General features: G+C 59.9%; 25 protein-coding genes and 1 pseudogene. 12 read left to right on the top strand and 14 right to left on the bottom strand.

Annotated features, from left to right (window positions below):
• Positions 1 to 16: 16 nt before the first annotated feature.
• Both glp and moaB read right to left on the bottom strand, forming a co-directional pair.
• Positions 17 to 1228 carry a gephyrin-like molybdotransferase Glp gene (gene glp, locus LCH65_RS12145; RefSeq protein ID WP_054081861.1) on the bottom strand — a complete coding sequence of 404 codons (1212 nt, stop codon included), beginning with the start codon at positions 1226 to 1228 and terminating at the stop codon, positions 17 to 19.
• Positions 1229 to 1234: 6 nt separating this feature from the next.
• Positions 1235 to 1774, bottom strand: a complete 540-nt coding sequence (moaB, locus tag LCH65_RS12140) for a molybdenum cofactor biosynthesis protein B (protein WP_002553131.1) — start codon at positions 1772 to 1774, stop codon at positions 1235 to 1237.
• 75 nt (positions 1775 to 1849) lie between these two features.
• Here moaB and mobA point away from each other — a divergent pair, with 75 nt between their 5' ends.
• Positions 1850 to 2455: a molybdenum cofactor guanylyltransferase MobA gene (mobA, locus tag LCH65_RS12135; protein WP_024663339.1), complete on the top strand. Its 606-nt coding sequence runs from the start codon at positions 1850 to 1852 to the stop codon at positions 2453 to 2455.
• Positions 2456 to 2551: 96 nt separating this feature from the next.
• Positions 2552 to 2776, top strand: a complete 225-nt coding sequence (locus LCH65_RS12130) for a YgdI/YgdR family lipoprotein (protein WP_002553129.1) — start codon at positions 2552 to 2554, stop codon at positions 2774 to 2776.
• 77 nt (positions 2777 to 2853) lie between these two features.
• Here LCH65_RS12130 and LCH65_RS12125 read toward each other — a convergent pair whose 3' ends face one another.
• Positions 2854 to 3744 carry a pseudouridine synthase gene (locus tag LCH65_RS12125; protein WP_054081862.1) on the bottom strand — a complete coding sequence of 297 codons (891 nt, stop codon included), beginning with the start codon at positions 3742 to 3744 and terminating at the stop codon, positions 2854 to 2856.
• Positions 3745 to 3929: 185 nt separating this feature from the next.
• Between LCH65_RS12125 and LCH65_RS12120 the strand changes: the two genes are divergently transcribed.
• Positions 3930 to 4784 carry a shikimate dehydrogenase gene (locus LCH65_RS12120; protein WP_226439508.1) on the top strand — a complete coding sequence of 285 codons (855 nt, stop codon included), beginning with the start codon at positions 3930 to 3932 and terminating at the stop codon, positions 4782 to 4784.
• Positions 4785 to 4787: 3 nt separating this feature from the next.
• Here LCH65_RS12120 and LCH65_RS12115 read toward each other — a convergent pair whose 3' ends face one another.
• Complete coding sequence (locus LCH65_RS12115) at positions 4788 to 5444, bottom strand: TetR/AcrR family transcriptional regulator (RefSeq protein WP_003416207.1); 657 nt, start codon at positions 5442 to 5444, stop codon at positions 4788 to 4790.
• Positions 5445 to 5551: 107 nt separating this feature from the next.
• On the bottom strand, positions 5552 to 7459 hold the full coding sequence (gene quiC, locus LCH65_RS12110) for a 3-dehydroshikimate dehydratase QuiC (RefSeq protein WP_003433018.1): 1908 nt from the start codon (positions 7457 to 7459) through the stop codon (positions 5552 to 5554).
• Positions 7460 to 8076: 617 nt separating this feature from the next.
• Here quiC and LCH65_RS12105 point away from each other — a divergent pair.
• Positions 8077 to 9405 carry an MFS transporter gene (locus tag LCH65_RS12105; RefSeq protein WP_003366954.1) on the top strand — a complete coding sequence of 443 codons (1329 nt, stop codon included), beginning with the start codon at positions 8077 to 8079 and terminating at the stop codon, positions 9403 to 9405.
• Positions 9406 to 9898: 493 nt separating this feature from the next.
• On the opposite strand, the gene LCH65_RS12100 is transcribed toward LCH65_RS12105, so the two are convergent.
• Positions 9899 to 10786: a DMT family transporter gene (locus tag LCH65_RS12100; protein WP_054081863.1), complete on the bottom strand. Its 888-nt coding sequence runs from the start codon at positions 10784 to 10786 to the stop codon at positions 9899 to 9901.
• Positions 10787 to 11032: 246 nt separating this feature from the next.
• On the opposite strand from LCH65_RS12100, the gene LCH65_RS12095 reads away from it, so the two are divergent.
• On the top strand, positions 11033 to 12289 hold the full coding sequence (locus LCH65_RS12095) for an OprD family porin (protein ID WP_003433021.1): 1257 nt from the start codon (positions 11033 to 11035) through the stop codon (positions 12287 to 12289).
• Between the two features lie 54 nt (positions 12290 to 12343).
• Here the strand turns inward: LCH65_RS12095 and pcaC are convergent, their stop codons facing one another.
• The 8 genes from pcaC to LCH65_RS12055 form a co-directional block, all read right to left on the bottom strand.
• On the bottom strand, positions 12344 to 12742 hold the full coding sequence (gene pcaC / locus LCH65_RS12090; protein ID WP_003366946.1) for a 4-carboxymuconolactone decarboxylase: 399 nt from the start codon (positions 12740 to 12742) through the stop codon (positions 12344 to 12346).
• Complete coding sequence (locus LCH65_RS12085; RefSeq protein WP_226439507.1) at positions 12739 to 14100, bottom strand: 3-carboxy-cis,cis-muconate cycloisomerase; 1362 nt, start codon at positions 14098 to 14100, stop codon at positions 12739 to 12741. The genes pcaC and LCH65_RS12085 overlap by 4 nt, the downstream gene beginning before the upstream one ends.
• A 24-nt stretch (positions 14101 to 14124) precedes the next feature.
• Positions 14125 to 15474, bottom strand: a complete 1350-nt coding sequence (locus tag LCH65_RS12080; protein WP_044308284.1) for an MFS transporter — start codon at positions 15472 to 15474, stop codon at positions 14125 to 14127.
• A gap of 87 nt (positions 15475 to 15561) precedes the next feature.
• A complete protein-coding gene (gene pcaG, locus LCH65_RS12075) occupies positions 15562 to 16164 on the bottom strand; it encodes a protocatechuate 3,4-dioxygenase subunit alpha (protein WP_003366941.1) in 603 nt (200 codons plus the stop codon).
• Between the two features lie 11 nt (positions 16165 to 16175).
• Positions 16176 to 16895 (bottom strand): protocatechuate 3,4-dioxygenase subunit beta, encoded by a 720-nt coding sequence (pcaH, locus tag LCH65_RS12070; RefSeq protein ID WP_003366939.1) that lies wholly within the window; start codon positions 16893 to 16895, stop codon positions 16176 to 16178.
• Between the two features lie 137 nt (positions 16896 to 17032).
• Positions 17033 to 17953, bottom strand: coding sequence for a pca operon transcription factor PcaQ (pcaQ, locus tag LCH65_RS12065; protein WP_003366937.1), 921 nt, complete (start codon positions 17951 to 17953; stop codon positions 17033 to 17035).
• 52 nt (positions 17954 to 18005) lie between these two features.
• Positions 18006 to 18248: a glutaredoxin family protein gene (locus LCH65_RS12060; protein WP_003433025.1), complete on the bottom strand. Its 243-nt coding sequence runs from the start codon at positions 18246 to 18248 to the stop codon at positions 18006 to 18008.
• A gap of 57 nt (positions 18249 to 18305) precedes the next feature.
• Positions 18306 to 19376: an acyltransferase gene (locus tag LCH65_RS12055; RefSeq protein ID WP_044308281.1), complete on the bottom strand. Its 1071-nt coding sequence runs from the start codon at positions 19374 to 19376 to the stop codon at positions 18306 to 18308.
• 247 nt (positions 19377 to 19623) lie between these two features.
• Here LCH65_RS12055 and LCH65_RS12050 point away from each other — a divergent pair, with 247 nt between their 5' ends.
• The 7 genes and pseudogenes from LCH65_RS12050 to LCH65_RS12020 form a co-directional block, all read left to right on the top strand.
• Positions 19624 to 19938 carry a YqjD family protein gene (locus LCH65_RS12050; protein ID WP_002553118.1) on the top strand — a complete coding sequence of 105 codons (315 nt, stop codon included), beginning with the start codon at positions 19624 to 19626 and terminating at the stop codon, positions 19936 to 19938.
• A 4-nt stretch (positions 19939 to 19942) separates the two neighbouring features.
• On the top strand, positions 19943 to 20335 hold the full coding sequence (locus tag LCH65_RS12045; protein WP_002553117.1) for a phage holin family protein: 393 nt from the start codon (positions 19943 to 19945) through the stop codon (positions 20333 to 20335).
• Positions 20332 to 20688: a hypothetical protein gene (locus LCH65_RS12040; RefSeq protein ID WP_003366928.1), complete on the top strand. Its 357-nt coding sequence runs from the start codon at positions 20332 to 20334 to the stop codon at positions 20686 to 20688. Before LCH65_RS12045 ends, LCH65_RS12040 begins: the two co-directional genes overlap by 4 nt.
• 178 nt (positions 20689 to 20866) lie before the next feature.
• Entirely contained in the window at positions 20867 to 22198 is a 1332-nt protein-coding gene (locus tag LCH65_RS12035; RefSeq protein WP_003433027.1) for a deoxyguanosinetriphosphate triphosphohydrolase, read from the top strand.
• Positions 22199 to 22447: 249 nt separating this feature from the next.
• Entirely contained in the window at positions 22448 to 22840 is a 393-nt protein-coding gene (locus LCH65_RS12030) for a response regulator (protein WP_003366924.1), read from the top strand.
• 358 nt (positions 22841 to 23198) lie between these two features.
• Positions 23199 to 23825, top strand: coding sequence for a response regulator transcription factor (locus tag LCH65_RS12025; RefSeq protein WP_003366922.1), 627 nt, complete (start codon positions 23199 to 23201; stop codon positions 23823 to 23825).
• Positions 23826 to 23833: 8 nt separating this feature from the next.
• A pseudogene (locus LCH65_RS12020) lies at positions 23834 to 26032 on the top strand (transporter substrate-binding domain-containing protein); the annotation flags it as partial.
• Positions 26033 to 26035: the final 3 nt, after the last annotated feature.

Genomic DNA, 26035 nt, shown 5'->3' with positions numbered 1-26035 from the left:
CACCATTCGAATGCACTCAGCCCAGCACTTCACTCAACGGGATGAAGTTGACCCAGTCGCCTTCGGCAACGGTCGAGCCTTCGCGCACTTCAATCAGACCATCGGCCCACGCAGCGCTGCGCAGGACTCCCGAACTCTGATTGCGATACGCCACCGCCCGGCCCTGCTCCAGACGGCCGCGCAGGTACTCGCGACGATTGCCAGGACGCGTCCAGACAAACCCGGCCGGCACCGGAAACTGCAAGGGAGCGACGTCGATCACGCCCTGGCGACGCAGCAGGTAAGCCCTGGCCAGCAAGGCGAAGGTAACCAGCGTAGAGGCTGGATTGCCAGGCAGACCGATCACTGGCACACCCCGAAAATGCCCGAAGGTCAGCGGCTTTCCAGGCTTGATGGCCAGCTTCCAGAGCGTCAGCTCGCCCTCCTCACGCAATGCGTGGCCGAGGAAATCAGCTTCGCCCACGGACACTCCGCCCGTGGAGAGAATCAGATCGACACCCTGCAGATTCGCCAGCGCAGCACGCGTCTTTTCCAGATCGTCCGGCAGGATGCCGGCATCCACGACCTCGCATTGAAGCCGCTTCAGCCAGCTGCACAGCAACACCCGGTTGCTGTTATAGATCTGCCCCGGCCCCAACGACTGACCGGGCTCAATCAACTCATCGCCCGTAGACAGCACCGCGACCCGCACGCGGCGAATGACCTCCAGCTCGGCGAGGCCCAGCGAGGCCGCCAGACCCAATTCGATCGGACCCAGACGCGTGCCGGCGGCCAGCACAGTATCGCCGACCCGGGTTTCCTGGCCTTGCGGACGAATATTCTGCCCGGCGCCCAGCGGTTCGTTGAACCGCACACGCTGATCCGCCAGCACCTCAGCGTTTTCCTGCATCTCGACGCAGTCAGCGCCTTCGGGCATCGGCGCGCCAGTGAAGATACGCGCGCAGGTGCCAGGGGCCAGAGGCTCGGGGGCCTGACCGGCGAAGATACGCTGACTGACCGTCAACGGCTCGCCGTGCCAGTCCGCCGCGCGCAAGGCATAACCGTCCATGGCGCTGTTCGGCCAGGGCGGCAGATCCAGCGTGGAGACCAGATCCACTGCCAGTACGCGGCCTTCGGCATCGGCCAGCGAGACGCATTGGCGCTCGGTGATCGGCGTGGCTTCGGCCATTTTCAACAGACGCGCAATGGCGTCTTCAACAGGCAGCAGGGTTTTCGGCTCGTTGCTCATGAGCACTCAACCACGAGTCGCACAGGGCTCGGCCTGCTTGAGGTGAGGCACAAAGTTGCAGGGACGGAAACGCGAGTCCAGCTGCTGGGCAAGAATGCCGTCCCATGCCGTGCGCACCGCATTGGTGGACCCTGGCAGGCAGCAGACCAGCGTGCCATTGGACAGGCCGGCCAGCGCGCGGGACTGAATGGTGGACGTGCCGATATCCGGCACCGAGATCTGCCGGAACAGCTCGCCAAAACCATCGACTTGCTTGTCCAGCAGGCAGGCTACGGCTTCAGGTGTGCTGTCGCGGCCGGTAAAGCCGGTGCCACCGGTGATCAGCACGACCTGCACCTGATCGTCGGCAATCCAGGTCGCTACCTGAGCGCGGATCTTGTACAGGTCATCCTTGAGCAGCACGCGCTCGATCAAACCATGGCCTGCGTCGGTCAGGCGGTCGACAAACATCTGCCCCGAGGTATCGGTTTCACGGGTGCGGGTATCGCTGACGGTCAGTACGGCGATATTAAGGGGTACGAAAGGTGTGTCAGCCTTGGCTTTCATGGCCTCATCCAGTTGTTAAGAAAACAGGCGGGTGTTATATCACAGCCCTCCTTTTGACTGCCCGACGAGTGTTCGATGAATGTTCCTGCCCCACTGCCGCCCTGCTCGATTCTGCTGCTGGCCGGAGGCCGGGGACAGCGCATGGGCGGGCGCGACAAGGGCCTGATCGAATGGCAGGGCACCCCGCTTATCGAACATCTGCATCGTCTGACCCGGCCGCTGACCGACGATCTGATCATTTCCTGCAATCGCAATATCGATCGCTATGCGCGTTACGCCGATAGACTGGTGCAGGACGACGATACCGATTTCAACGGCCCTCTGGCCGGAATTCGCGCCGCACTGCCCCTGGCGCGGCATCGATGGTTGCTGATCCTGCCCTGCGACGCACCTTTGGTCGATGAAGCGTTGCTGCACGCATTGCGTGAAAAAGCCTCTGAATACCCGGAGCGACCGATAATGGTGCGTGAAGGTCAGCATTGGCAGCCGCTTTTAGGTATGATCCCTGTCGCTCACGCCGCAACGCTGGAAGCCGCATGGCAGGCCGGCGAACGCAGTCCGAGACGGGCTCTGGAACCGCTGCAGCCAGTCGCTCTGCAACTGGAAGCCGGTGATCCACGCCTGGCCAACCTGAACACCCCCTGTCTGTTGACCGGGATCAGTGAAAACCGCAACAAGTGACTGGTCATTGAAGTTGCTGCGGGTGTATACGGAACTTGCTGACGGTGTATCCGTCTGAGAGTTCAGCAAATCAAGAATCCATCTGGAGACACAGTAATGAAACAACGGACCCTCCCCGCTGCCTTCCTGCTTGCACTGAGCATTGCCTCCCTCGCCGGCTGCGCATCGCCCACTGTGATCACCTTGAACGATGGTCGTGAAATTCAGGCTGTCGACACGCCGAAGTACGATGAAGAATCCGGCTTCTACGAGTTCAAGCAACTCGACGGCAAGCAGACCCGCATCAACAAGGATCAGGTACGTACCGTCAAGGATCTGTGATCCGGATGTCGCGTTACTGATTTGAAAAAACCCGCCGAGTGCGGGTTTTTTTTGCCTGTCATTTCACTGCCCGTGTACTACCAGTCGAGCTGCAACAGGCTCTCGAAGTGGCGCGGCTCGCCATTGATGGGATCGATGAAGCGCAAGCTGCTGGCCAGCAGCTTCAAGGGATGCCGATGGTCGTCCACCGGGTCTTTCACCACGTCCGGGTAAAAAGGGTCGTTGCAGATGGCAGCGCCCAGCGCAGCCATGTGCACGCGCAACTGATGCTTTTTGCCGGTCACCGGATAAAGTCCGTAACGCCACAATTTATCCTGCCGTTCGAGCACCTCGATCTGCGTACGGGTGTTGCTCGCGCCGACGCCTTCCTGCATGCGAAAGAACGGTTCACCCTCGACCAGACGACTCTCGTGCAGACGCGGAAATATCAGTTCCGGCAGCGCTGGTGCAATGGCCTGGTAAAACTTGTCGATGCGCCGGGTGGGAAACAATGCCTGATAAGCCGAGCGCGTCTGCCGGTTGGCGGAAAACAGCACCAGCCCTGCGGTGTGCCGGTCGATGCGGTGCAGCGGCACCAGATCAGGGTTGTCCAGGCGATGGATCAAGCGCCGCAGCAAGGTTTGCTCGACATACTCGCCTGCGGGTGTCACCGGTAGGAAGTGCGGCTTGTCAGCCACCACCAGATGCTCGTCGGCGTAGAGGATCGTTTCAACCACAGGGATCGGCGTTTCGTTGGCAACCTCACGAAAGTAGTGAACCCGCAGCCCTTCCCGATACGCCAGATCAGGCGCGATGGCCTTGCCGTTTTCGTCCAGCACCCGGCCGCGGGCAAACCGATCCAGCCATTGTTCGCGGCTGATGGCCGGAAATTTCGCGCACAGGCAATCGAGCACCGTGGCCCACGAGCCCGGTGGCAGATACAACGTACTGGCTTGCTGCTGTGCGGCGTTGAAGACGGACTCGGACATGCGGGAACTCGGACTCGTGTAAGCCTGAAGCGGCTGGCGGTGGATTATCACCGATTAGTGCGATCACCGCACAACATCGCTGCGTGGTAATCGACTCCTGCCTGCGGCACTATTAACCATCTGGTACATTCCGTTTAACACCTGCCGCCAATCGGGCAGTGACACAAAAACAAGAGACGTATTTTATGACTCATGCTGAAAAACCTTCCATCCTCGCCGGCCTCATCGGCTCGGGCATCCAGGCCTCGCGAACGCCCACCATGCATGAGCATGAAGGCGATGCGCAAGGCATGCGCTATCTGTATCGGCTGATCGACATCGATGCCCTGCAAGTGGACATCCACGCCCTGCCCCGGCTTCTGGAAGGCGCCCAACAGTGCGGCTTCACTGGCCTGAATATCACCTTCCCGTGCAAGCAGGCAGTCATCCCGTTACTGGATGAGCTGTCCGATGAAGCGCGCGGTATCGGCGCGGTGAATACGGTGGTGTTCAAGGACGGCAAGCGCATCGGTCACAATACCGACTGCCTGGGATTCGCCGAAGGTTTCCAGCGCGGCCTGGACAAGGCACCACGTCAACAGGTGGTGCAGATGGGTGCAGGCGGCGCGGGCGCTGCCGTGGCTCATGCGCTGCTGGGCGCGGGCGTCGAGCGCCTCAGCGTGTTCGAAGTCGAGCCGCAACGCGCCCAAGGGCTGGTGGACAACCTCAACCAGCACTTCGGTGCCGGGCGCGCTCAGGTGGGCATCGACCTGCCTGCGGCGATGGCCGAAGCCGACGGACTGGTCAATACCACGCCGGTCGGCATGACCAAACTGCCAGGCACGCCGTTGCCGGTCGGGTTGCTGCGGCCCGAGCTGTGGGTGGCGGAAATCATTTACTTTCCGCTGGAAACCGAGCTGCTCAAGCATGCCCGCGCATTGGGCTGCCGAACGCTGGATGGCAGTACCATGGCGGTGTTTCAGGCAGTCAAGGCCTTTGAACTGTTCAGTGGCCAGTCCGCCGATGCAGAGCGGATGATGGCGCACTTCCACACGTTGTAAACATCAGCGTTTGAGATAACGCAACACAGCGTCGCAGATCATTGCCTTGTGACGCTGTTTGACCTCCTCGCTCCACAACTCGATCTGAAAGATCTCGCTGAAGGTATGGCGATTGGAGATCCGGTAGAAGCAGAACGAGCTGATCATCAGGTGCAGGTCCACCGGATGAACACCGTCACGAAACAGGCCGCTGGCTTCGCCACGACGCAGGATGCCGTCGAGCGCCCTGATGATGTTCTGGCTCTTGGCCTGAATCGATTCGGACTGTTTGACGTTCTCGCCGTTATGGATGTTTTCGATACACACGATACGGACGAAATCGACATTGCTGTCGTGGTGATCGAAGGTGAACTCGACCACACGATGAATCGCTTCCACCGGCTCGAGTTCGGACAGATTGAGCTGGCTCTCGGTGTTGCGAATCGCGCCGTAGAGTTTTTCCAGCACTTCGACGTACAGTTGCTCTTTGCTGCCGAAGTAGTAATAGATCATCCGTTTCGAGGTTTTGGTGCGTTCGGCAATGGCATCGACGCGCGCTCCCGACAGGCCATGGGCGACAAACTCGGCAACGGCGGCCTGCAGTATGTCTTCGCGGGTCTTTTCCGGATTGTTCTTGCGCCCTTTCGACGCAACGGCAACGGAGTCGTCAGTTGTTTTCATTGTTGGCTCATGACCACGAGTGATGCGCGGAGTATGAAGCCGACCGGCAACCGAGGGAAGCTGCGAGGGCATCGAACCCTCGCAGCAGCCCTGCAATCGGATTCGCCTTACAGACGCGCCTGACGTGCTGCCACATTGCGCGCCTTGGCCATCGCAGCCAGACGCACCGGGACGTTGGCAGCGCCGTACCCTACGTAGCCGTTCTTGCGCTGCAGGATTTCGAAAAAGAAGCGCCCGTCGAACGCATCGGTGTAGACGTGGAACAACTCGCCACCCTGCGCATCGCGGTCATAGAGCACGTTGTAGTACGCCAGTTCGCTGAGAAATTCCTCGTCGAAATCGAAGCGCGCCGCCAGGTCATCGTAGTAATTGAGCGGGATGTCCAGCAAGGGTACGCCCGCTTCCTTGGCACGGCTTACCTCGGCGAAGATATCTTCGCAGGAAAATGCGATGTGGTGCACACCCGAGCCACGATAGCTCGACAGCGCATGGGAAATGGCCGTATTGCGATTCTCGGAAATATTCAGCGGCAGGCGCACGGTGCTGCAACGGCTGCGCAGTGCACGGCTCTTGACCAGACCGTAGGGGTCGGGCAAGACCACTTCGTCGTCAGCCTCGAAGTCCAGAATGCTTTTGTAGAACAGCACCCAGCTGTCCAGGCTGTCGGCCGGCAGCGCCATGGCCATGTGGTCGATACGCTGCAACCCGCCCTTGGCGACTGCTTGCGGATCGACGACAAAATCGCTGTCGTAAATCGATTCTCCCGGTGCGGCGTTGTCTACCAGATAAATCAGGCTGCCGTCGGGCGCACGGACCGAAGGAATCTCCCGTTCGTTGGGGCCGACCAGGCCACGATAGGGCTGGCCCTTGAAGGCACGCGCACGCTCCAGCGACTGATGACCGTCGTCGACACGCAAGGCGGTCGCGCACAACGAAGGGCCGTGCGCCTCGAAGAAGCTGTGGGCGAAGGAATAGGGTTCGGCATTGAGCACAATCCTGATATCGCCCTGCCCCAGCAGACTGACCGCCTTGGAGCGATGCTGACCCAGCTTGGCAAAGCCCAGCCGTTGCAGCCAGCCCGACAGGCGAGCGCCATGGCTCTCGTCAACGGCAAACTCGAGAAACTCGACGCCATTGTAGGTACTGGCAGCGGGTGGATTGAAGAGGATTTCGGGAGCGGCGGCCGGCTCGTCACGCGCCATCAGCTGGCGGGTTTTCTCTTCCAGATAGAGCAGCGAACGCAGACCGTCCGCGGCATTGGCGCGTGTCGGCGCTGCACGGAAGCCATCGTTGAACACTTCCAGCGACAACGGCCCGGTGTAGCCACTGCGCAGGATTGGCGCGAGGAAGCCGGCCAGATCGAATTCACCCTGGCCCGGGAAGCAGCGGAAATGACGGCTCCACTCCAGTACATCCATCGCCAGAAGCGGCGCGTCGGCCATCTGCACGAAGAAGATCTTGTCGCCCGGGATCTGCGCGATGGCGCTCGGATCGCCCTTCAGCGACAGGGTATGGAAACTGTCGAGCAGCACGCCAAGCGCCGGGTGGTCAACCTGACGCACCAGGTTCCAGACCTGTTGCCAGGTGTTCACGTGCTTGCCCCAGGCCAGCGCTTCATAACCGACGCGCAGGTTACGGGCGCCGGCGCGCTCGGCGAGCAGGCCCAGATCATCGAGCAGAATGTTTTCGTCGCCCACCGAATCGGCAGACGCATTGCTGCAGACCAGCACCAGATCGGTGCCCAGTTCCTGCATCAGATCGAATTTGCGTTCGGCACGGTCGATATTGCGCTGCAGACGGTCACGGCGGCAGCCTTCGAAATCGCGGAACGGCTGGAACAGGGTGATGGCGATGCCCAGGTCGGCACACATCTGCCTGATATTGCGTGGGCTGCCGTCGTAGTACAACAAGTCGTTTTCGAAAATCTCGACGCCGTCAAAGCCGGCTGCGGCGATGGCTTCGAGCTTTTCGGGCAGAGTACCGCTCAAGGATACGGTAGCAATTGAACGCTGCATGCTTTTCAGCTCCTGGATGAACGCGACCTGCTTGGGTCGCGACTGGACAGCACCGCATTCCTGGCCTTTCCCGGCCTTATTCAGAGGTGCGAGTAAAGTATTTGCCTGTGAAAATACTACAGCAACATAAAGTGTACGAACCGGTTAGTTTTACGTTCGATTATCGAACAAAAGCCGTTTTACTCAATTGACGCTGTATCTCGCAATGCTCAACATCAGCATCACATTGCAGGATAGACCCGCAGTCCAACATTTTTGATCGTCGCTTCATCAGCAGCAACCCATAACAATTCAAAAAACAGGAACATTGCTCATGTGCACCCTTCTCGCTTTGCTCGCCCGCTCGCCCATCCGTCTTACCAGACGTCCTGTTCGACGAACCCGCCCGGCCAAAAGCCCGGCCTGGGTACACGTCGCCTGAAACATTCCAACACACTTACGCGGCCCAACCTGTAAATTGTCGGCCCGACGGATCGTTTCGAGGACAGCCTGAGTCTACAGGCCAGTCGAATCACGGTTCTACGACTTCACTTTACCTGCACAACGCCTGCATCGAGTGGACTTCTCAGTCCGACTGTTGCCAGCAGCACAGTCCTGGAACGGATGGTTAGAACATCATGCTTAACACCCAGACCACCCCTGTCGCCCAGGCCGCCCGTGCCGGGATGGGCGAAAAGATCCGCGGCGCACTCGCCGTGGGCAAGACTCGCTGGGGCATGCTCGCCCTGGTGTTCTTCGCCACTACGCTGAACTACATCGACCGGGCCGCGCTCGGCGTCATGCAGCCCATCCTCGCCAAGGAAATGAGCTGGACGGCGATGGACTACGCCAACATCAACTTCTGGTTTCAGGTCGGCTACGCGGTCGGCTTCGTGCTGCAGGGTCGCTTCATCGACAAGGTCGGCGTCAAGCGCGCGTTCTTCCTCGCGGTGCTGCTGTGGAGCCTGGCGACTGGCGCGCACGGCCTTGCCACTTCCGCCGTCGGCTTCATGGTCTGCCGCTTCATTCTGGGCCTGACCGAAGCCGCCAACTACCCGGCCTGTGTGAAGACCACGCGGCTGTGGTTCCCTGCCGGTGAGCGTGCGGTGGCCACCGGTATCTTCAACGCCGGCACCAATGTCGGCGCCATGCTGACCCCTGCCCTGTTGCCGGTGATCCTGACTGTCTGGGGCTGGCAGGCCGCCTTCGTGGCAATGGGTTCGCTGGGGCTGCTCTGGGTCATCACCTGGCGCTTGAAATACTACAACCCTGAAGATCACCCGACCGTCAGCAAGACCGAACTGGATTACATCAATCAGGAAGTAGAACCGGCGCCGGTCAAGGTGCCGTTCACCGGCATTCTGAAGATGCGTGGCACATGGGCGTTCGCGCTGGCGTATGCGATTACAGCTCCGGTTTTCTGGTTCTACCTGTACTGGCTGCCGCCGTTCCTCAATCAGCAATACAACCTGGGGATCAGCGTGACGCAGATGGGCATCCCGCTGATTCTGATCTGGCTGACGGCTGACTTCGGCAGTGTGGGTGGCGGCATTCTGTCGTCCTGGCTGATTGGTCGTGGCATGCGTGCGACGACTGCGCGCCTGTTGTCGATGCTGATCTTTGCCATCACGATCTGCAGCGTGGTGTTCGCTGCCAATGCCAGCGGGCTATGGGTGGCGGTACTGGCCATCTCGCTTGCCGTAGGTGCGCATCAGGCCTGGACCGCGAATATCTGGAGCCTGGTGATGGACTACACGCCCAAGCACATGATGAGTACCGTGTTCGGCTTCGGCGGCATGTGTGCGGCCATTGGTGGTATGTTCATGACCCAGATTGTCGGTGCCGTGTTGACCGCCACCAACAACAATTACAACGTGCTGTTCACCATGATCCCGGCGATGTACTTCATCGCGTTGATCTGGCTGTACTTCATGGCACCTCGCAAGGTTCCGACGCTCAGCGAGTGATCGTCTGACACCATCAAAAAGGTCCGGCTCACTCAGTGACCGGGCCTTTTTACTATTGTGCCCACGCTTTGCGCAGAGTGACGAAAAGTGCTCTCCCGGACGCCGCTCGTTCCTCACGCTCCGCGTGGGAATGCAGTTCTTGACGCTCCGCGTCACAAAGCGGTTCTGTGGTTTCAGGTAGATTAGGGTTCGACTCAGGTCACCTTTTCGCCCCTCGGCGACCTATTTGATGGGGCCAAAGTAGGCAAATCCCCTCGCGCCTGTTTCCGGCCCGACTTCGTCGGGTTCCTTCGCCCTGTCACTAAGGTCGCACTCTGCGTCGTCAGTGCCACCGCGATAAAAAAGCGCTTTATCTATGTAAAGTGATTGCGCGCAAGACACTACGTTGTGCTGCGGTACAGATGTGACGCAGAGCGTCACGAACTGCATGCCAACGCAGAGCATTGGCACGATAGTCAGTTAGATTTGTGTATTCGTGCGAGGGAACAGCTGATCACCCACCCTTGCGCCGCTGTTGCCAAGCCGCCGCCAGGCCGCTGAGGCAGATGATGGCGATGCCTGCCTGTGCGGTCGGTGATGGCATGTGGTCGAACACCACGAAACCCAGCAGCCCGGCAAACACGATCTGGCAATAGCTGAACGGTGCGAGCATGGCCGGGGCGGCGAAGCGGAAGGCCTGGGTCAGCAGCAAATGCGCCGACATCCCGCACGCGCCGAGCGCCAGCAGAAACGGCAAGTGCTTGAGCGCCGGCACTTCCCAGAAGAACGGCACCAGTGCACTCATCAACAGGGTATTGAACAACCCCGCGAAAAAGTTGCTGGTGGTCGGACTGTCAAACGGGCTGACCAGCCGCGTCAGGAGTTGATACAGCGCAAAGCACAAGGCTGACGACAGGGGCAACAGAATCGCCGGGGTAAACAGCTCGCCCCCCGGATGAATGATGATCATCACCCCGACAAACCCGACGACCACTGCTATCCACTGCCCACGCGTGACACGCTCATGCAACAGCGGCACCGATAACGCGGTAACGAGCAACGGCGCAAGAAAGTTGACCGCCGTCGCCTCTGCCTGCGGGATGAACATCAGGCTGCTGGTAAACAGCAGACTGGTGCCCAGCAAGGCCAGGGCGCGCAAGACCTGCAGGCCAGGACGCTTGGTGCGCAACACCCGCAACCCCGCTGACGGCATGAAGATGCAGGCCATCAACAGCGTATGCACCAGATAGCGTGCCCAGACCACCAGAATGATCGGATAGAAGCCGGACAGGTATTTGGACAGCGTGTCATGACTGGCAAACAGAAAGGTCGCCAGAAGAATGAAGCCAATACCTTTGAGAGGTTGATTGACGCCGGACAACGGCGTGCTGGCAGTGCTCATTGCGCTTCCTTGTTCAAGTTTCAGCAGCCTGACAGCGTGGCCGAAAGCGCCAGCGCCCGCTGCTCATATCGACAGACACGTGAGCATCGCACACCCGTTTGCAGCGCTTCGCAGAAAATGTTCGAACCGGTTCATTAACGTTCGATAATCGCCCAGAACAGCTGTTTCACAATTGCACAGCGCTTTCCGGCATTTCACTATCGCAGCCAGCTACACGACTCAATAACTACAAAAAAGGTCTGCTCCATGCGCGTGAATTCCCCCTGCAAACTCCTTTGCGGCCTGTCAGCGGCCGTCGCTGCAAGCCTGACGCCCATCAGCGGCAACAGCGCCGGATTCGTCGAAGACGCCAAGGTCAATCTGAACCTACGCAACTTCTACATCAACCGCAACTTCGTCGACCCGGCCAATGCACAGAACTACGCCGAGGAGTGGACGCAGAACTTCATCCTCGACGCACGCTCCGGCTTCACCCAGGGCACCGTCGGCTTCGGTGTCGACGCGCTGGGCCTCTACTCGCTCAAGCTCGACGGCGGCAAGGGTACCGGCGGCACACAATTGCTGCCCATCCATAGCGATGGGCGCCCGGCCGACGACTTCGGGCGACTGGCCGTGGCCGGCAAGGCGCGCTTCTCGAAGACCGAATTGAAGGTCGGCGAGTGGATGCCGGTGCTGCCGATCCTGCGCTCGGATGACGGCCGCTCGCTGCCACAAACCTTTCAGGGCGGGCAGATCACCTCCAAGGAGATCGACGGCCTGACCCTCTACGGTGGTCAGTTCCGTGGCAACAGCCCGCGCAACGACGCGAGCATGGAAGACATGTCCCTGAATGGCCGTACCGCGTTCACTTCCGACCGCTTCAACTTTGGCGGCGGCGAGTACGTGTTCAACGAAAAGCGCACCCAGGTCGGCGTGTGGTACGCCGAGCTTGAAGACATCTACCACCAGCAATATTTCAACCTGCTGCACAGTCAGCCGTTGGGCAGCTGGACGCTGGGGGCCAATCTTGGCTACTTCCAGGGCAAGGACGACGGTCAGTCGCTGGCCGGCGAGCTGGACAACAAGACCTGGTCAGCGCTGCTTTCGGCACGGCACGGTGGCAACACCTTTTATGTGGGCCTGCAGAAAGTCAGCGGCGACAGCGCCTGGATGCGCGTCAACGGTACCAGTGGCGGGACGTTGGCCAACGACAGTTACAACTCCAGCTTCGACAACGCCAGGGAGAAATCCTGGCAGTTGCGCCACGACTATGACTTCGCAGCCTTGGGCGTGCCCGGCCTGACCCTCATGAACCGCTACATCAGCGGCGACAACGTGCATACCGGCGCCATCACCGACGGCGAAGAGTGGGCACGGGAAACCGAGCTGGCCTACGTGTTCCAGAGCGGCGCGTTCAAAAGCCTGTCAGTCAAATGGCGCAACTCCACTATGCGCCGCGACTACAACACCAACCAGTTTGACGAAAACCGCCTGATCGTCAGCTACCCGTTGTCGCTGCTCTGATCCAGACAGAACGCCGCCGTGGCCGATGGCGCGGCGGCGTTCTCGATCACACCCTCAATTGTCCTGCAACGACTCCACGCCCATTTCATCCCACACCGCTTCAGCGAGGTGGAACGTTGCATTGGCCGCCGGAATGCCGCAGTAGATCGCGCTCTGCATCAGCACTTCCTTGATCTCTTCACGGGTCACGCCGTTGTTTTTTGCGGCCTTCAGGTGCAGGCGCAATTCACCCTCGCGATTCATGCCGATCAACATCGCAATGGTAATCAGGCTGCGGGTATGGCGTGGCAGCCCCGGACGGGTCCAGATATCACCCCAGGCGTGACGGGTAATCATCTCCTGGAATTCTTCATTGAACGGCGTCAGTTTGCTCAGGCTGTTATCGACATGCGCATCGCCCAGCACAGCGCGGCGTACGTGCATGCCGGCTTGGTAACGTTCGTCTTCGGTCATCGGGAAATCCTTGTGTGTTCGGCCACGGCGCGCTCGACCCAATGGCGAGCCTGGCCAAGGTAATGGGCCGGATCGAGCAGTCGATCCAGCTCGTCGGAAGAAAACTGCTCGCTGATCTGCGGGGTCTCGCCGAGCACCTGACGCAAATGGGCGCCCTGCTCCACCGCACGCCGGCAGCACTGTTCAACCAGATGGTGGGCAGCATCGCGGCCGATGCGCTGAGCCAGGGCAATGCTCACTGCCTCGGCGAGAACCAGGCCTTTGGTGGATTGCAGATTGATCGCCATACGCTCGGCATCGACCTGCAGGCCGGGTATCACCTGCAACGCCTGCTGCAGCGAACCGGAAACCAGGCAGCACAGCTCCGGCAAGGTCTCCCACTCGGCATGCCACAGGCCCAGACTGCGCTCGTGCTCCTGCGGCATGGCGGCCAGCATCGTGGCGACCAGCCCCGGTGCGCGGGTGGCGGCGCTGATCATGACCGCAGCACCGACCGGGTTGCGTTTGTGCGGCATGGTCGAAGATCCGCCCTTACCCGGTGCCGAAGGCTCGAAGACCTCGCCCACTTCGGTCTGCATCAGCAGGCTCACGTCGCGCCCCAGTTTGCCGAGGCTGCCGGCGATCAGGCCCAGCAGACCGGCAAACTCTACCAGTCGGTCACGCTGGGTGTGCCAGGACTGCTCGGGCAACGCCAGTTGCAATTCACCGGCCAGCGCTTCGGCCACCGAAAACGCCTGATCGCCCAGCGCCGCGAGGCTGCCGGAAGCACCGCCGAACTGCAGGCACAGCAGGCGTGGTTTGATCTCGTTCAAGCGCTGTCGATGACGAGTGACCGCGCCCAGCCAGCCGGCGATTTTCATCCCCAGGGTGACCGGCGTGGCCTGTTGCAGCCAGGTGCGTCCAGCCAGCGGCGTGCCAGCATGACGCTGTGCCTGCTCAGCCATCGCATCGGCCAGTCGAGCAAGATCATGCTCAAGCAGTACGATGGCTCGACGCAGTTGCAGGATCAGACCGCTGTCCATCACATCCTGACTGGTCGCGCCCATGTGCACGTAGCGCTCGGCTTCAGCACTGCGTGCGGCAATCTGTTTGCCCAGCGCCTTGACCAGCGGAATCGCCGAATTGCCGGCGCTGCCGATGGCGATTGCCAGCGCGTCGAAATCGAACAGCCGTGCGTCGCAGCTCAGCTCGATGTCAGCGACCACCTCGGGCGGGATCAGGCCTACTCGTGCCTGTGCCCGAGCCAGTGCAGCCTCGAAATCGAGCATGCCCTGCACCCGGCCTTCATCCGAAAAGATCTCGCGCATTTCGGGTTGCATGAAGTAGGCATCGAAAAGTTGATTGCTCGCTCTGTTCACATCACCACTCCAGATTGAAAGGTTTCAGGTAGCGTCCGAATGACTGACCCAGCCCTTGATCAGCACCGCTATCGCGGCAAGCGCCGCCGGAACCACCAGCGCGGTCAGCACCTGCTCGAACGTCCAGCCCAGGCCCAGCAGCGTGGCACCGGCCCAGGCGCCGAGAATCGCGCCGAAGCGGCCGATCCCGAGCATCCACGACACGCCCGTGGCACGCCCCTGGGTGGGATAGAAACGCGCTGCCAGTGACGGCATTGCCGACTGTGCGCCGTTGATGCACATACCGGCCAGCAGCACCAATGTCGCCAACAGTGCGACGTTACCCAGACTCTGCCCGACCAGCCAGGCAAATACCCCGGCCAGCGCGTAGGCACAACCAATGACCTTGTGCGGGTTGTAACGATCCATCGCCCAGCCCACGCCTACAGCGCTCAACACCCCGCCGAACTGAAACAGCGCGCCGATGAAGGCCGACTGTTCCATGCTCGCGCCGCTGTCGCGCATCAGCGTCGGCAGCCAGCTGGTCAGCAGGTAAACGATGACCAGGCCCATGAAATAGGTCAGCCACAGCAACAGGGTGCCTGCGCTGTACGTGCCGGAAAAAATCACTTTCAGCACATTGCGGCTGCTCACCGTTTTCTGCTCGGGAACGCTGAAGTCAGTGATGCCAGCCAGCGCCTTCGGCGCAATCGGTGCCAGCACTTTGCGAATCCGCTCCGCACCGCGATTGCGTACCACCAGAAACCGCGCCGACTCCGGCAGCCAGACCATCAGCACCGCCGCCAGCAGGATGGGCAGGATACCGCCCAGCATCAACAGGCTGTGCCAGCCCATGCTGGGGATCAGCTTGGCTGAGACAAAACCGCCGCAGGCCATGCCCAGATTGAAACCGCAGAACATGCTCGTCACCAACAACGACTTGAGCCGCTCCGGGGTGTATTCCGACAGCAACGTAGTGGCATTGGGCATCGCTGCGCCAAGCCCCAGCCCGGTCAACAGGCGCAGCACCAGCAATTGATCGATGTTGCTGCTATAGGCTGAGGCCAGGCTGAAAAGACCGAACAGCAGCACCGCGACCACCAGCACCACCTTGCGCCCGAAACGGTCGGCCAGCGGGCCGGAGCCCAGCGCGCCGAACACCATGCCGATCAGCGCGGCACTCATCACCGGCCCCAGACTGGCCCGATCGATTCCCCAATCCTGGCTGAGCGCGGGTGCAATGAAGCCCATTGCGGCAGTATCGAGGCCGTCGAGAAACACGATCAGAAAACACAGCGCAACCACTCGCCACTGATAGCCGGACAGCGGTTGCGCATTGATGAAAGCCTGAACGTCGAGCGTACTCGACGCAGGGCTGCTGGCGGAAAGCGTCATGAAGGTGTCCTTTTATTTTTATAGGGTCGCCTGCCGATGCAGGCGCCTTGAAACGCACGCACATTGATTTCTGAATCGACAAGCGATTCAGAAATCGAAAAACACTGTCTCGCCTTCACCCTGCACACGGATATCAAAACGATAGGCCGTCTGCCCCTCGTGCGTGCAACGGCGCGCCACCAGGGTTTCGCGACGCGGGGGCTGCTCGATCAGATTGAGCACCGGGTCCTGCGCATTCGCCTGGGCTTCGTCGTCGAAATACAGCCGCGTCTGCAGATGAATATTGATGCCACGGGCAAACAGCGAGACATTGATGTGCGCCGCCATCGGCACACCCGCCGCATTGCGCGCCGAGCCTGGCTTGATGGTCTTGAGGATCCATTGACCATCGTCCGCGGTAGCCGTGCGACCAAAGCCGTTGAACGGCCTGTCCGGGTCGAATTCGCTGTGATACGCGCCCTGATGATCCGCCTGCCAGAATTCCAGGTAGGCATCACGGATCAGATGACCGTTGCCGTCGAAGACGTTGCCCAGCAACACGATATGCTCGCCGGGCGCCTCGGGCCTGGCCATCTCGTTCCAGATTTCCAGTTCGCGGGTCGGGTTGCCGGCCACCTGTGGTGCAAGACCGATGTGGACGTAAGGGCCAGCGGTTTGCGAAGGGGTTTCCTGCAGCAATTGAACGGGCATGTCGGGCCTCCTCAGCAATTTTCGAAGTGAGTCTTGCGCTGACCGCGCAACACGATATCAAAGCGGTACGCCAGGCAATCCATCGGATTGCCCATGCCCAGGTCGAGTCTGGCAATCAGGCTCTGCACGGCGTCCGGATTGGCGATGGCCTTGACGATCGGGCAGATCGGAATAAGCGGATCGCCTTCGAAATACAACTGGGTAATCAGGCGTGTGGCAATCGACGGCCCGCTGATCGACACGTGAATGTGCGCCGGGCGCCAGTCGTTGGGACCGTTGCGCCACGGGTAAGGCCCTGGCTTTACGGTACGGAAGCTGTAATTGCCTTCGCTGTCGGTCAGTGCACGTCCGACGCCGCCGAAATTGGGATCGATGGGCGCCAGATAGGCATCGCGCTTGTGGCGATAACGCCCACCGGCGTTGGCCTGCCAGATCTCCACCAACGTGTGCGGAATCGGCTTTCCGTACTGATCGCAGACCCGCCCGGCCAGCAGGATACGCTCGCCGATGGGCAGACCGCCGTTGTTGAAATTGAGCAGCAGATCGTTATCGTGCTGACCGAATTTCAAATGCGAGAAATCCGGGCCGGTGGTTTCGGAAATGGACTGCGGGATACTGACCAGCGCCTGACGCGGCGAGCGCAGGATTGAGGTCTTGTAATCAGGGGTGAGAGCTTTTGGATGCCAGTTTCGGTCACGAATGACGAAGCGGCTGTTGTCCGCGGCAGACATGGCGTTCTCCTCGTTTTTCTTATGGGGCGCGCAGGCGTGGGTCACATGCGCTACAGGCTGCGGCGAAGTGTCGCGCGATCCATGCTTATAGAGAACTGAAATAAACCCCATGATCCATAACCAATTGGTTATGGATGCTAGACGTTGCGATAGGCCTCTCCAAGGCTCCGCAGTTCGTCCACGCACCACTGCGCTGCGCGCGTGAGTGGCAAGGCCGGGTTGCTGCACAAACCGACCGAGCCGCCCGGTTCACGAATACCCATGTCCAGCTCCACCAGCGTGCCGCCTTTCAACTCCAGCGACACGGCATCCAGTGGCGCGATCCACACCGCATCGCTGCATTGCACATAGCGGCGGCTGAGGGTGAGCGAGAGGGTTTCAAGGCGTTGACGCGGCATGCGGATACCGCACTGCACGAACAGGCTGTCGGCAAACTTGCGGATGGTGGTGCCTGCCAGCGGCAATACCAGCGGGAATTGCTCCAGACTTTCGGGCTTGAGCGGCGCAGCCAGCAACGGGTGATCGCTGCGCACCACCAGCGTCATCGACTCGTTGTACAGGTGCTCGAACGTCAGGCCCTGAATCTGCGGGCTGTCTGTCATGCGCCCGACCACCAGATCCAGCTCCCCTACCCTCAATTGCGACAGCAGATACGCGCTGGGCCCGGTCATCACGCTGACGATCAGCGCCGGGTGCCGCTGGTGCAGGCGATGAACGACCTCAGGCACCAGCAGGCTTTCGGCCGTCGACAGTACACCCAGTCGTGCAGTGACGGTGTCATGCTCACCCGAGCGCAGGCTGCTGACGCCCTCGCGCAGGGCCTGCACGCTGGGCCCGGCAAACCGCATGAACGCCACGCCGGCTTCGGTGAGTGCCGCGCCGCTCTTGCTGCGCACGAATAACGTGGTGTCGAGCAGGGTTTCCAGCTCTTTGAGACTTTTCGACAGCGCAGGCTGACTGATCGCCAGAACGTCGGAAGCACGCGCCAGACTGCCCTGCCGGGCCACTTCGAGAAAGCAGACCAGATGGCGAAATTTGATGCGTGTATCGATATTCACTGCGCGTCGTGTCCGGTAAATGAAAGGGAATGCAGCTCAACGACAAGGCAGCTCAGCGACTCAGAAACGACGCCACTTGAGGCGCGTCAAATGGCCAGTCCAGCTCGTCGCCGGTGTCGATCCGACGCAACACAGGAACGCGCAACTCATAGCGTTCATGCAGTTGCTCATCCTCGCAGATGTCGACCAACTCAACCAGCAGGCCGTGCTCAATGGCAAACGGCAGTAAAACTGCTTCGGCAACCTCGCACAGCGGGCATCCCAGGGTGCTGAACAGCTGGCATTCGGGGGTCATGAGTCGATCCTCGGCGAATCCTCGGTAAGCGGAAATTATTCTAGGCGCGCACCGGGATCACGTCGACACCCGGAAATGCGCCTTGCTGAACGCATTGGCGCGGTCCAGCACCGGTTTCTCGAAACAGCGGTAACCGACCCAGCCATAGCACAGCGCCGCAGCCATCATCAGCAGCGCGAAAAACAGGTTGTCCAGGTAGCTTTCGGGCCAGGCCCCCACCAGACTCCAGACCCTGCCGATCACCCCCAGCACCAGCAGATGAGACAGATAGATCGTGTAGGACATATCGCCCACGGCAACCAGAAACACCGGCACCACCAGCTGTCGGCGCCGTTCGAGCAAGGCCAGCGTCACCACCAGTACGCCGAACGTGCCGCCGACCATGAGCATGCGCAGCAGCCCCTGACTTTCGTACAACCGGTAATAGCCGATCAGGGGCACCGCCGCCAACAACGCGACACCGAGCAGCAACCAGACCGCAGCCGTCGGCACGCGGGCACTGTGGCGACCGTAAAAGAACAAGGCCAGCGCGGCACCCAGCATGAATTCGAGGGCATAGGGATGCAGGACGATCTTCACTGCCGAGGAATAGTCCTGCCAGTCTGCCAGCGTATTGAACACCACGATGATCATGCCCCAAACACCGAGCAGAAACGGCAGACTGCGCTCGCGAAACAGCAGGAAGCCCGAGAACACCACGTAGAACCACAGCTCGAACAGCAGCGACCAGGCCACCATCACCAGCAGCACCTTGTCGTTGGGCAACAGCAGGAACGACATGATCAGATTGGACGAGCCATGCCCGCTGTTGACCATGCCCGGCTGCACCAGATAAACCGCCAGGGTGATGAAAAAGTACAACCAGTAGGTGGGATAGATCCGCGAGACCCGATTGAACAGAAAGCGCTGAGCCTCGACTCCGCTCTGAAAACGGCCACGGCTGACAATCACCATGACGAATCCGCTGATGACGAAAAACAGATCGACGCCCAACTGAAAAAAATCGAGCCAGGGCGGCAAAAGGATATCGCCACCGGAAAACTTGCTCTCCACCGACATCATGTGAAACAACACAACGCCAAGGACCGCTACGCCCCTGAGCCCCTGCAGGGAATACAGCCGCTCCATGCCTCTCTCCATTCAACGGATGTCGCGCGCGCCAGGCCATCCCGTGGTCACGCGTGTGGAGCATAGCCAATGGCCAGAAATACGGAACCCCAATCTTCCAGTGCTTGCGGTTTTTCCTGGCAGATAGTTTTGGAGTAAGGTGCAGCGGCTGCGTAAAGCCTGATCGAACACGATACGCCAATCGAAGTGAACCTTCAGGAATCACCTGTACTCGAAACATTCATACGCCCACCAAACGGAGAACATCATGGCCCGCCAAACTGCACAGAATGCTCAGGAAATCCTGAGAGCCGACTTCCAGGTACTGGTTGCCGACACTGAGAAATTGCTGGCGCATACCGCCTCTCTCGCTGGTGATCAGGCCGATGAACTGCGCGCCCAGATCCGCGAAAGCCTGCTGCGTGCCAAGGAAACCCTGAAGACCACCGAAGATTCGTTGCGCGAGCGCGGCGAAGCTGCAGTGATCGCCACCGAAGATTACGTTCAGAACAACCCCTGGCAGTCCGTCGGTATCGCCGCAGGTGTCGGCTTTCTGATCGGTCTGCTGGCTACAAGGCGCTAACATCATGACTCTGGGAACGGAATCAGCACCGCCCGAGGGAACTCCGGGCTCTTCACCGCGGCGCCTGGGCGCTGCCTTCCTTGGCCTGTTGCACACTCACGTCGAGCTGTTCGGCATCGAATTGCAGGAACAGAAAGCGCGAACCGTCAGCCTGCTGCTGTTCGCCGGTCTGGCACTGGTTTTCGGCCTGCTGCTGCTCACTGGGCTCTCGGCCTTGCTGCTGATCGTTCTGTGGGACAGCTATCGCCTGGCCGGCATCGTCGGCCTGTGTACGTTTTACCTGCTGGCCGCGATTTTCTGTGGATTGCGCCTCAAGGCAGCGATCTTCGACGAGTCTTCGCCCTTCCATGCGACCCTCGAAGAACTGGCCAATGACCGCGAGCGATTGATGCCATGAGTGAACCCAAGTCGCACCAGAGCAATACCCGTCGAGAACTGCGCAAGGCATTGATTCGCTTGCGCATGGAAATGCACCGCCAGGAAATTCGCCACGAATCTGCGCAACTGATGCAACCGTTGCAACGCTTTCGCGGCATCCGTCACGACTGGAAAAGCGCGCTGGGCTTTCGCCACGCGCCGCTCTGGGGCGTGGGCTCGGTTGCCCTGCTGGGTTTTCTGAGCGGCAAACGCGCCAAGACCGGACGTACCAGCCTGCTGGGTCGCCTGTTGAAGCTGGGCATCACGTTGACGCCAGTGGTCAAGGTCGCCATGCAAACGCGCGCCCTGCAGAATCGCAATCGCAAAGTCTGATTGCGCCATGCGTCCAGCGTGACCCAGGCCTGACTGTATCGGCCTGAATATAAATGCCCGCTCCGGTATTCCGGAGCGGGCATTTGTTTTTCTACGGGCCTGTTTTCATCAATGCAGCCCTTGCGGCAGGCGTGTCGAACCGGGAAGCTACGCCCCTATTACTGACGGAGTGAACGCATTGGATTGGCAAACGCTGCTTAACCGCGAACGACTGGGCAAGACCCTGCACAGCCCCGAGGAACTGGGGCGCAGTCCGTTTCACAAGGACCATGACCGGATCATCTTTTCCGGGGCCTTTCGCCGCCTGGGGCGCAAGACCCAGGTGCATCCGGTGTCCAGCAACGATCATATTCATACGCGCCTGACCCACTCGTTGGAAGTCAGTTGTGTCGGCCGTTCGCTGGGGATGCGCGTCGGCGAAACGCTGCGCTCTGCCCTGCCCGACTGGTGCGATCCGAGCGACCTGGGCATGGTCGTGCAATCGGCCTGCCTGGCGCACGACATCGGCAATCCGCCGTTCGGTCACTCGGGCGAAGATGCGATTCGCAACTGGTTCAATCAGGCGGCCGGGCGCGGCTGGCTTGATGCGATGAGCGACACCGAGCGCAATGATTTTCTCAATTTCGAAGGCAATGCCCAGGGCTTTCGGGTGCTGACGCAGCTGGAATACCACCAGTTCGACGGCGGCACCCGCCTGACCTACGCCACGCTGGGCACTTACCTCAAATACCCGTGGACCGCGCGCCACGCAGATTCGCTGGGCTACAAGAAGCACAAGTTCGGCTGCTATCAGAGCGAACTGCCGATTCTTGAGCAGATTGCCGGCAAGCTGGGTTTGCCGCAGCTCGAAGATCAACGTTGGGCGCGCCATCCGCTGGTGTATCTGATGGAGGCTGCCGACGACATCTGTTACGCCCTGATCGACCTGGAAGACGGTCTGGAGATGGACCTGCTCAACTACGCAGAAGTGGAATCACTTTTGCTCGGGCTGGTCGGTGATGATCTTCCGGAAACCTACCGGCAACTGGGTCCGGGCGACTCACGGCGGCGCAAACTGGCAATCCTGCGCGGCAAGGCCATCGAACACTTGACCAACGCGGCCGCCAGAGCCTTCGTCGAGCAGCAGGATGCCTTGCTGGCCGGCACCCTGCCTGGCGACCTGGTCGAGCACATGCACGGTCCGGCCAAACGCTGTGTGCTGAATGCCAAGGACATGGCGCGCAAGAAAATCTTCCAGGACAAGCGCAAGACCCTGCATGAAATCGGTGCCTACACCACGCTGGAGATCCTCCTCAATGCGTTCTGCGGCGCGGCCGTCGAACAGTTCGGCGGCAGGACGCCATCGTTCAAGCATCGGCGCATCCTCGACTTGCTGGGTAACAGTGCGCCCGATCCCAAGGCACCGCTGCATACCTCGTTCCTGCGCATGATCGACTTCATCGCGGGCATGACCGACAGCTACGCCAGCGAAATGGCCCGGGAAATGACCGGCCGCTCCGGACAGATATAGCCTCCCTCGACCCGCCCGCTGCCTGAACGGATGCAGGCAAAAGGCTGGTCAGACTGATTGCCTCGCAAAACTCAGACAGGCCCTACAAGCATGTCGGACGGGTCCTATCGCAGGTTTTCTTGCATCCCTCAATAATTCCAGCCACTTCAACTGCCATCCGGCACGTCATCCATCCGCCTGCGATACTCACGGGTCCGCACGCCGCCTGCCGATGCCTGAACGCTTCGCCAGGGCCTTTCCGGAACGCTCATGTCCACACATAGCCTGCGCATCCTTCTGGTGGAAGATCACCCGTTTCAACTGATTGCCACCCAAGTGCTGCTCAACAATCATGGCTACTTCCTGCTGACTCCCGTGCTTACGGCTGCCGAGGCGATGGCCGCCATGCAACGCAGTGCCGAACCCTACGGGCTTGTGTTGTGCGATCAGTGCCTGCCGGACATGTCGGGCCTCGACCTGATCGACGAGGCATCCCGACACGGCTGGCTGCGCCAGGCCATTCTGCTCAGCGGCTTGCCGGATACACAGCTTGAAAACCTGCAGCAACTCGCCCTGCAGCGCGATCTCCCTCTGCTCGGTTGCCTGAGCAAACCCCTGCACGGACCCGACCTCAGCCGCCTGCTGGGGCACCTCGTTGACTGACATCGGCAACCCGGCTTTATGCGCTTTTGGATATCCCGGGTAAAAACCGGTACATACCTTAAACCGGCAAACCGTACCGATTACATTCGACGTTCAGACGCGTAGGAAATCATCAGTCAACATGAATGATGATTCCAGAAAGTAATAAACATTGGGTGCATCGCTCGCCAAACACACAATGAAATAAGCGTTAACGTTTAAACACACTTGTGTTCTACGTAGGCTTTTACGTACTCCGATACGCTAATTTTTGTAGGACTTTTCCTATATATGCCTGCCGAGCAAGTCTCTTTATGTGCCTGCCCGAACATCTGAGCTAAGGTGCGCGCTTTCTTCACTGCTTGTTATGGAATGGAATATGAACTCAGTTTTTATCATCGACGATCACCCGGTCATCCGGATGGCGGTAAGAATGCTTCTGGAGAACGAAAACTATGAGGTGGTCGGCGAAACCGATAACGGTGTCGACGCCATGCAAATGGTTCGTGAATGCATGCCCGACCTGATCATCCTCGATATCAGCATTCCCAAGCTCGACGGCCTTGAGGTGCTGGCTCGCTTCAATACGATGGGGCTGTCCTCCAAGATTCTGGTGCTGACGTCGCAAACTCCCAACCTGTTTGCCATTCGCTGCATGCAATCGGGTGCCTCGGGTTATGTGTGCAAGCAGGAAGACCTTAGCGAACTGCTCAGTTCGGTGAAAGCGGTATTATCCGGCTACAATTACTTTCCCAGTCAGGCGTTGACGTGCGCAGTTCGTGAAGATGGACAGACCCACGAGCTGGAGCTGTTCAAGTTGGTCAATGACCGCGAACTGATGGTATTGCAGTTATTTGCCCAAGGCCGTTCCAACAAGGAAATAGCCAAGGGTATGTTTCTCAGTAACAAAACCGTCAGTACTTACAAAACGCGACTGATGCAAAAACTAAAAACAAGAACCTTGGTAGAACTTATCGAGATGGCAAAACGCAACGCGCTAGTGTGAGAAAACGGATGCCCAAGCGCTTCAGACAATTATTAATACTGGCTACAAGCCTGTGCATAGGCTGGGGTGCTGAGGCCGGTCCTCATGCGGCCGATCACTATACCCTGCTCGGTCGCTCGAGCCCGGCGCACATGGATGTGAAGCTGGACAGTCACCAGTGGCAGTGGGTGCGCGGTCAACGCGAACTGATTCTCGGCACCTCGAACCCCGATTACCCGCCCTTTGATATCACGATGTCGGGTAACGATTACGAAGGCATCACTGCCGATTATGCAGGGATCATTTCGGATGCGCTGGACCTGCCCGTCAGGGTTCAGCGTTTCGAAACCCGTGATGCGGCGATCAAGGCCCTTGCCGCAGGCCAGATCGATCTGCTGGGTACCGCAAACGGTTTTGAAGCCATCGATCGAAACATCAGGCTTTCGCAGCCCTACTCGGTGGATCAACCCGTTCTGGTCACCCGGGTCGGAGACACCCGCCCCCTGAACGAGGGCCTGAAAGGCATGCGGCTGAGCATGGTCTATCACTACCTGCCGCCTGCCGAGGTCGAAGCGTCCTATCCAGGCGCAACGCTGAAAACCTATCCCTCTTTTCAGAACGCCATCAACGCAGTCGCTTTCAATCAGGCGGACGTGTTTCTGGGCGATACGATTTCCACCCAATACATCATCAACAAGGGTTATCTGAACAACGTGCAGATGTCGAATTTCGGCCAGCACGAGCCCAACGGTTTCAGCTTCGCGGTCAGCAACGAAAACACGCAACTGCTGGGCATCATCAATCAGACGCTGAAAGCCATCCCCGTCGATGAACGCATCAATATTTCCAGACGCTGGAGCACGGGCAGCGACCTGATGCTCACCGACCAGAAGCTGCAACTGACGCAACGCGAGGAACGCTGGATCGCGCAGCACCCGACCGTACGCGTGGTCGTCAACGAAGCGTATGCGCCGCTGACATTCTTCGATGCCAAGGGTAACTTTCGCGGCATCACCGCAGACTTGCTCGAACTGGTGCGTCTGCGTACCGGGCTTAGGTTCGACGTCAAACGCTCGCCCAGCCTGACCGACATGCTCAATCAGGTCAGCGAAGGCCAGGCCGACATGATCGGCGCGCTGGTGTCCAGTGATGCGCGTGAGGACCGCTTGAGCTTCACCCGCCCCTACATCGACAACTCGTTCGTGCTGGTCACCCACAAGGGCCAGGGTGCCCCCAGCTATCTGGAGCAGATGGACGGCAAGCGTCTGGCGATCACTCAGGGCAGCCCGGTGCTGGACTGGCTAAGCCGCAAATACCCCAGGGTCGTGCCGCTGGAGATCGACAATCCATTCCAGGCGCTGGACATGTTGTCGCTGGGCAGAGCGGAAGGTGCGGTCATCTCGCTGCTCAGCGCGGACTATTTCCTGTCTTCCGGCATCTTCGAGGAGCGTTTGCAGATGACCGCCACCGTCGGCGAGGATCCGGCGCTGATTTCGATGGCGACCTCACGCAATGCCATCGAGCTGAGTTCGATTCTCGACAAGGCGCTGGCGAGTATCGCGCCGCAGGATCTGGCAGCGATCAACAACCGATGGCGCGTCTACACCCCCTCACGCGCCAACTGGCATGACTATGAGCGGCTGATCTATCAGATTGTGGTGGGTGCAGGCCTGTTGCTGCTGGGCCTGCTGGCCTGGAATGCCTGGATGCGCCGGCAGATACGTCAGCGCGAGGCTGCGGAACGAGCGCTGGGCGATCAATTCGAATTCATGCGCGCGCTGGTCGAGGGTACACCGCATCCAATCTACGTACGGGATCGCGAAGGTATGCTGCGCATGTGCAATGACAGCTACCTCAGGGTTTTCTCCGCGCAACGGGAAGACATCATCGGCAAGAGCGCCACCGAAGGGGTGCTGGGCAATGCCTTCGAAGCCCGGGAATATGCTGCCGACTATCAGCGGGTCATGGCCAGCAATACCGCACTGATCCTCGACCGCCCTCTGCGCATTGGCGATCGACAGTTGACCATCTACCACTGGATCCTGCCGTTTCGTGACTCTCTGGGCGAAGTGCAGGGCATCATCGGTGGCTGGATCGACATCAGCGAGCGTCGCCAGCTCATCGAGGACTTGCAGGCTGCCAAGGAGCAGGCCGACGCCGCCAGCCGGGCCAAGAGCACCTTCCTTGCCACCATGAGCCATGAAATCCGCACGCCCATGAATGCGCTATAG

This window comes from Pseudomonas sp. MWU16-30316 (genome assembly GCF_020515645.1).
GTDB lineage: Bacteria > Pseudomonadota > Gammaproteobacteria > Pseudomonadales > Pseudomonadaceae > Aquipseudomonas > Aquipseudomonas cerasi.
Note: the sequence above shows the minus strand (reverse complement) of the source record. Positions and strands in the feature narration are given on the sequence as shown.

Bases quoted from the DNA above. Each gene is read 5' to 3' on its own strand.
- glp (WP_054081861.1), bottom strand. From the start codon at position 1,228: ATGAGCAACGAGCCGAAAACCCTGCTGCCTGTTGAAGACGCCATTGCG.
- moaB (WP_002553131.1), bottom strand. From the start codon at position 1,774: ATGAAAGCCAAGGCTGACACACCTTTCGTACCCCTTAATATCGCCGTA.
- mobA (WP_024663339.1), top strand. From the start codon at position 1,850: ATGAATGTTCCTGCCCCACTGCCGCCCTGCTCGATTCTGCTGCTGGCC.
- LCH65_RS12130 (WP_002553129.1), top strand. From the start codon at position 2,552: ATGAAACAACGGACCCTCCCCGCTGCCTTCCTGCTTGCACTGAGCATT.
- LCH65_RS12125 (WP_054081862.1), bottom strand. From the start codon at position 3,744: ATGTCCGAGTCCGTCTTCAACGCCGCACAGCAGCAAGCCAGTACGTTG.
- LCH65_RS12120 (WP_226439508.1), top strand. From the start codon at position 3,930: ATGACTCATGCTGAAAAACCTTCCATCCTCGCCGGCCTCATCGGCTCG.
- LCH65_RS12115 (WP_003416207.1), bottom strand. From the start codon at position 5,444: ATGAAAACAACTGACGACTCCGTTGCCGTTGCGTCGAAAGGGCGCAAG.
- quiC (WP_003433018.1), bottom strand. From the start codon at position 7,459: ATGCAGCGTTCAATTGCTACCGTATCCTTGAGCGGTACTCTGCCCGAA.
- LCH65_RS12105 (WP_003366954.1), top strand. From the start codon at position 8,077: ATGCTTAACACCCAGACCACCCCTGTCGCCCAGGCCGCCCGTGCCGGG.
- LCH65_RS12100 (WP_054081863.1), bottom strand. From the start codon at position 10,786: ATGAGCACTGCCAGCACGCCGTTGTCCGGCGTCAATCAACCTCTCAAA.
- LCH65_RS12095 (WP_003433021.1), top strand. From the start codon at position 11,033: ATGCGCGTGAATTCCCCCTGCAAACTCCTTTGCGGCCTGTCAGCGGCC.
- pcaC (WP_003366946.1), bottom strand. From the start codon at position 12,742: ATGACCGAAGACGAACGTTACCAAGCCGGCATGCACGTACGCCGCGCT.
- LCH65_RS12080 (WP_044308284.1), bottom strand. From the start codon at position 15,474: ATGACGCTTTCCGCCAGCAGCCCTGCGTCGAGTACGCTCGACGTTCAG.
- pcaG (WP_003366941.1), bottom strand. From the start codon at position 16,164: ATGCCCGTTCAATTGCTGCAGGAAACCCCTTCGCAAACCGCTGGCCCT.
- pcaH (WP_003366939.1), bottom strand. From the start codon at position 16,895: ATGTCTGCCGCGGACAACAGCCGCTTCGTCATTCGTGACCGAAACTGG.
- LCH65_RS12060 (WP_003433025.1), bottom strand. From the start codon at position 18,248: ATGACCCCCGAATGCCAGCTGTTCAGCACCCTGGGATGCCCGCTGTGC.
- LCH65_RS12055 (WP_044308281.1), bottom strand. From the start codon at position 19,376: ATGGAGCGGCTGTATTCCCTGCAGGGGCTCAGGGGCGTAGCGGTCCTT.
- LCH65_RS12050 (WP_002553118.1), top strand. From the start codon at position 19,624: ATGGCCCGCCAAACTGCACAGAATGCTCAGGAAATCCTGAGAGCCGAC.
- LCH65_RS12045 (WP_002553117.1), top strand. From the start codon at position 19,943: ATGACTCTGGGAACGGAATCAGCACCGCCCGAGGGAACTCCGGGCTCT.
- LCH65_RS12040 (WP_003366928.1), top strand. From the start codon at position 20,332: ATGAGTGAACCCAAGTCGCACCAGAGCAATACCCGTCGAGAACTGCGC.
- LCH65_RS12030 (WP_003366924.1), top strand. From the start codon at position 22,448: ATGTCCACACATAGCCTGCGCATCCTTCTGGTGGAAGATCACCCGTTT.
- LCH65_RS12025 (WP_003366922.1), top strand. From the start codon at position 23,199: ATGAACTCAGTTTTTATCATCGACGATCACCCGGTCATCCGGATGGCG.